Origin of the sequence: Microbulbifer okhotskensis (genome assembly GCF_023895975.1) — a bacterium.
GTDB classification, from domain to species: Bacteria; Pseudomonadota; Gammaproteobacteria; order Pseudomonadales; family Cellvibrionaceae; genus Microbulbifer; species Microbulbifer okhotskensis.
Map to the genome: position 1 here is coordinate 1 of NZ_JALBWM010000190.1, position 4,344 is coordinate 4,344.

A 4,344-nucleotide genomic window follows, 5' to 3' on the forward strand; every position below is an offset into this window, starting at 1 on the left:
AGAAATACATCAGCCTATAAACCGTTTAGCTGACACAGAGTTTTGAACACCCTCGTACGAGATATTAAGGAATTTGGGTTAGGCTAGGCAAAGACGCATGAATCTATCTAGCTATTTTTTAGAAAATCAAACCGCTCAGCGCTGAGCGGTTTGATTGAAAGACCTTACTTCTTTTCCTTTCTTCCGTGCTCAAAATAATTTCCATGAGCTGCAACCCGGTTACCTTCCCCTTTTACCGTCACACGTTTGCTACCTGAATGACTGAGAGCCTCCTCCTGAACAGTGCCAATATTACCTGTCAGTAATTGGGCTAGCAGAGCTTTACGCTGGGCAGCTCCTAATTCTCGGTAACTATCTAGCATCAACTGTTCGTCAGCTGGAAGCTCACTCATCTCTTTGGCTCGCTCACCAGTCACCACATATAAAATATCCACTCCCTTCTCGGCCCAGCCAGCCAAGGCGCTAGCATCAGGAAAACGCTCTCCTTTTTCCCAGCCAATCTGGCTCCTTTTTGACGCCCCAACAAGCTCAGCAAAGTCTGCTTGTGTATAGCCCAGGCGCTCACGCTCCTCCTTGAGTTGCACTCCTATTGCAATATTTTTCATATAAACCCTTTACAGAGTGCAATATATTGCACATAATAATCACACATTCACACAACATCATTCAGCAACAAGGAGGGCCACCGGCATGGCCGACCAAGAGTTACTGACCCCAGACCAGGTTAAGGCGCAGTTCCGCGCCCAGGGCCTGACTATTACCCAATGGGCAGAGGAACGGGGCTACCGGCGCAATGCGGTCTACCGCGTTCTCAATTCTTTCGACAAGGCCAGTTATGGCCGTGCCCATGAAATCGCTGTGGCGCTCGGCATCAAAGCTGATCCAGATACCGACAGTCAATCCACCGCAGCTTAGGAGGCCCTATGGACAGAGCCACAAAACTCCGCCGTATCAACGCCGATGGCGTTTTTCAACTAGACGACTGCATTTACCTGGTGCCCGGCACCAAACCCGGTGACCTTTTGGAAGTACTGCACACCGATAGAGGGGTGTGCTGCCGCTTGGCCACTGAGCACGGTGCCCAATGGCAGCGAGCGCAAGCTCCGCAGCGTGACCACTACGGATTTGTCCCGGATGCCCGCCCGATCGGCAAGACGGTTCGGGCCCTTCGGATTGAGTCCACCCGCAAGAACGGCAAGTGCTTGCTCAGCGAGGATGAGGCCCGCGAGTTCGCTTTATGGGCTCTTCGGCAAAGGCCGAAGAGTCCACGCTTGGCCAAACACTCACAAGCGCCAGTTGGCTGTATAGCATCTTGCGCGCCTCCAGCCGGCCGCCCTCAGTACGGTGAAACTCCTCCACGACCTTTTGCCAGCGGGGGGCTAGTTCCGCAGCCACCTCTGGATGACGTTTCAGCAACGGTGTCAGGACGTCTTTCAGCGCAAGGAATAGGCCGTTGGCCCATTCGTCTACCGCGTCTAATTCGGCGCGCAGCTGTTCAGTTTCTGCGCGGATCAGCTGGGTGATGGTTGCCATGTCTTCCTGGGTAAGCGCCACAAGCATTCTCCATGAGTTGTGCGAATGATGCCGTTATTTACACATAACGCAACAGCGTTGCACCAGATGCAGGACAGAACTTTGTTTGGAAGGGCTGATTTCGGGGGTTTCCAATGACCAGCAAAGCCTGGAAACGCCGCCGTTGGAATAAAGCGGTGGCCACCAATCTGCGCCAGGCACTGGAGTGGTGCAAAGACTACGCGAAGGACATCCACAACCTGAGCGTGGAGCGCATTGCCGAGGGCATGGGACTGGCGGATCACTGGGCACTGTACAAATGGATTCAAACCGGCCGTATGCCGGCGGTAATGATCCCGGCTTATGAGCGGGTATGCGGCTGTGACTTTGTGAGCCGCTGGCTGGCTGCATCAAGTGGTTACCTGGTGGTGAAAATCCCCAGCGGTAAAGCCGCCTCGGCCACGGATGTTTTAACCCTACAGGGAGAAATCAGCAGCGCGATTACCACATTAATCGAATTTTATAACGGCAAGTCGGATGTGGCGGAAACGCTGGCGGAACTTAGAAAGGCGATGGAGGGCCTGGCCCACCACCACCGCAACGTAGAGGAGTTCCACACACCGGAATTGCCATTGGATTTGGGGGATGAGGAATGAGCAGTACCACGGCTCTGCATAAGGGTTTGCAGGTTTTAAAGGCTCTAAAGGGCCACACCCTGGCGGGGCTGAGCAACCAGCAACTAGTCCAGGCTACGGACCTCAATGCCAGCGCTATCACGCGAATTATGGCCGCGTTGATTGATGAGGGGTTGGCAGAAAAACGCGAGGACGGCCGCTTTGCGTTGAGTGTGGGCATGTTGCAAATCGCCCAGCGGCACGCGCTGGAGATGCAACGGGCGCAGGAAAAAATCGATGAAATCAACCGCCGTGTGTTAGCCGGCGCACAAAGGTGATCTATGAGCAGGAAAGCGATTGTCGAACACCAGGCGCATTCGCGCGAAATTACCGAGCTGTATTTGGATGGCCAACCCTATGATCGGCTGCGCCTGGTCAATGAGACCCGATTCTGTCTGGCACAGAGTGCCGAGGCGATGCTGGAAGCGGGCCGCCGTTTAATCGTAGTTCGAGAGCATGAGCCCCACGGAGAATTCCAGGAAATTATTGAACAGCAGCTGGGCATGAACCAGAGGGTCGCCCGACGCATGATGCAAGCTGCGGCCAAATACCTTTCTCCTAAGTTAGCCAAACAGTCCAAAGCACTTGGACAGCTGGGTAAAAGCAAGCTGTATGAGTTGATGCTGGAGGACGATGAGGAGTTGGCGGCGCTGGATGAAGGCGGAACCATTGCCGGGCTGAATTTAGATGATATCGACCGCATGAGCACCCGTGAATTGCGCTTGGCCCTGCGCGATGCCCGCGCAGACAACGAGGCTAAAGACTCAGTTATTGCCGATAAAAATAAAAAGCTCGATGAGTTGGTCACCAAGAAAAAACGCATTAAAAAAATTCCCCCGGATCAGGAAAGCGAGCAAATCCGTGCAGAAGCGGCGGACCACTGTTACCAGGTGGAGGCGCTGTTGCTGGGTCAGGTGGTGCAGGCGCTGACCCAGGTGAAAGACCATGCGGATATTCACCAATTCAGCGTGGACAGTTGGATGGCTGGCCAATTGGATCAGCTGGAGGATGCCTTACAGGAAGTGCGGCAAGTGCTGGGGGTTTTCCGCAGTGAAAGTGCAGCGCCCTGGGAGGCAGAGAGTGATGAGGAGGTGGCGGCATGATGACTCCAGAGCAAAACCCTTTTTACACCGGCAGCCTCTGCGGTCAGCCCTTTTTCTGCCACTCCGTGGAAGAGCGCTTGGAAATGGTGGAGGAATTCACCGTGCAACAGTGCCGCACAGCGCTGGGTGTTCAGGGATTGCAGCCAGTGGTAGCCGAAGCCATTACAGCACGGCTGGCAGAACTGACTGAAGGGGTGGCCCAATGAATCCGGCCTTGCTTGAGCGCCTGCAGGCTGTGGCCGCCGACGCCCAAGCGGCGGGTCACGGAAAGAAAGGCCCGGTTTATGCGGCTGCAGCGGCAGAGATGGGCATCAGTGTGGCCACCCTGCAGCGGCAGTTAAAGCAGGTAATTGTGGCACCGGCGCGCAAGCGCCGTGTCGATGCGGGGGCGAGTGCGCTGACATTGGAGGAGGCGCGCAAGATCAGTGCTTACCTGATGGAAAGCCGTCGCAAGCTGGGCAAGCGCCTTTCCTCCATTGAGGATGCGGTGGAGGTACTGCGCTCTAACGGCGTGATCGCTGCGGGCCGCACCGATGAGGAAACCGGGGAGTTTATGCCTTTGTGTGCGGCCAGTATTGGCCGCGCGCTGCGCCGCTATGCGCTGCACCCGGACCAGCTTTCCCGGCCCACTCCTAAAACCCATTTGCGCTCTGAACACCCGAACCATGTTTGGCAAATAGATCCGTCGCTGTGCGTGCTCTTTTATTTGCCGAGCAAGGCCGGCCAGTGTCTGCAGGTGATGGATGAAACCAAATTCTATAAGAACAAGCCGGCCAATATTCGCCGCATCGAAAAGGAGCGGGTCTGGCGCTATGTAATTACCGATCACACCAGCGGCGTGATCTATGTGCATTACGTGCTGGGTGCGGAGAGCGGCAAAAACCTGGTGGAGGCTTTTATCGCGGCAACGCAAAAGCGCGGTGGCGATGATCCTTTCCACGGTATTCCGCGCATGGTGATGGTGGACCCCGGTAGTGCTAACACCGGGGCGGTATTTCGAAATCTCTGCCGGGCGCTGGGTGTGCAGCTGCAGGTGAATTTGCCGGGCCAACCCT

The 4,344-nt window shown here is 55.5% G+C and carries 9 protein-coding genes; 6 read left to right on the forward strand and 3 right to left on the reverse strand.

Annotated features, from left to right (window positions below):
• Positions 1 to 164 precede the first annotated feature (164 nt).
• A complete protein-coding gene (locus MO867_RS20780) occupies positions 165 to 605 on the reverse strand; it encodes a helix-turn-helix domain-containing protein (RefSeq protein ID WP_252472667.1) in 441 nt (146 codons plus the stop codon).
• An 85-nt stretch (positions 606 to 690) separates the two neighbouring features.
• Between MO867_RS20780 and MO867_RS20785 the strand changes: the two genes are divergently transcribed.
• The gene (locus MO867_RS20785; RefSeq protein ID WP_252471761.1) at positions 691 to 915 is read left to right on the forward strand and encodes a DNA-binding protein; all 225 of its coding nucleotides are present in this window, start codon (positions 691 to 693) and stop codon (positions 913 to 915) included.
• Positions 916 to 974: 59 nt separating this feature from the next.
• On the opposite strand, the gene MO867_RS20790 is transcribed toward MO867_RS20785, so the two are convergent.
• Entirely contained in the window at positions 975 to 1,118 is a 144-nt protein-coding gene (locus tag MO867_RS20790) for a hypothetical protein (RefSeq protein WP_252472670.1), read from the reverse strand.
• Positions 1,119 to 1,206: 88 nt separating this feature from the next.
• Positions 1,207 to 1,554, reverse strand: coding sequence for a hypothetical protein (locus MO867_RS20795; protein WP_252472672.1), 348 nt, complete (start codon positions 1,552 to 1,554; stop codon positions 1,207 to 1,209).
• A 113-nt stretch (positions 1,555 to 1,667) separates the two neighbouring features.
• Between MO867_RS20795 and MO867_RS20800 the strand changes: the two genes are divergently transcribed.
• The 5 genes from MO867_RS20800 to MO867_RS20820 all read left to right on the forward strand — a co-directional run.
• Positions 1,668 to 2,168, forward strand: coding sequence for a hypothetical protein (locus MO867_RS20800; protein ID WP_252472674.1), 501 nt, complete (start codon positions 1,668 to 1,670; stop codon positions 2,166 to 2,168).
• Positions 2,165 to 2,464: a helix-turn-helix domain-containing protein gene (locus MO867_RS20805; RefSeq protein ID WP_252472676.1), complete on the forward strand. Its 300-nt coding sequence runs from the start codon at positions 2,165 to 2,167 to the stop codon at positions 2,462 to 2,464. The genes MO867_RS20800 and MO867_RS20805 overlap by 4 nt, the downstream gene beginning before the upstream one ends.
• Positions 2,465 to 2,467: 3 nt before the next feature.
• Positions 2,468 to 3,289 carry a DUF3102 domain-containing protein gene (locus tag MO867_RS20810; RefSeq protein WP_252472678.1) on the forward strand — a complete coding sequence of 274 codons (822 nt, stop codon included), beginning with the start codon at positions 2,468 to 2,470 and terminating at the stop codon, positions 3,287 to 3,289.
• Positions 3,286 to 3,495, forward strand: coding sequence for a hypothetical protein (locus tag MO867_RS20815; RefSeq protein WP_252472680.1), 210 nt, complete (start codon positions 3,286 to 3,288; stop codon positions 3,493 to 3,495). Before MO867_RS20810 ends, MO867_RS20815 begins: the two co-directional genes overlap by 4 nt.
• Positions 3,492 to 4,344: DDE-type integrase/transposase/recombinase (locus MO867_RS20820; RefSeq protein ID WP_252472682.1), on the forward strand; the 853-nt coding region annotated here is incomplete at its 3' end. The genes MO867_RS20815 and MO867_RS20820, both read left to right, overlap by 4 nt.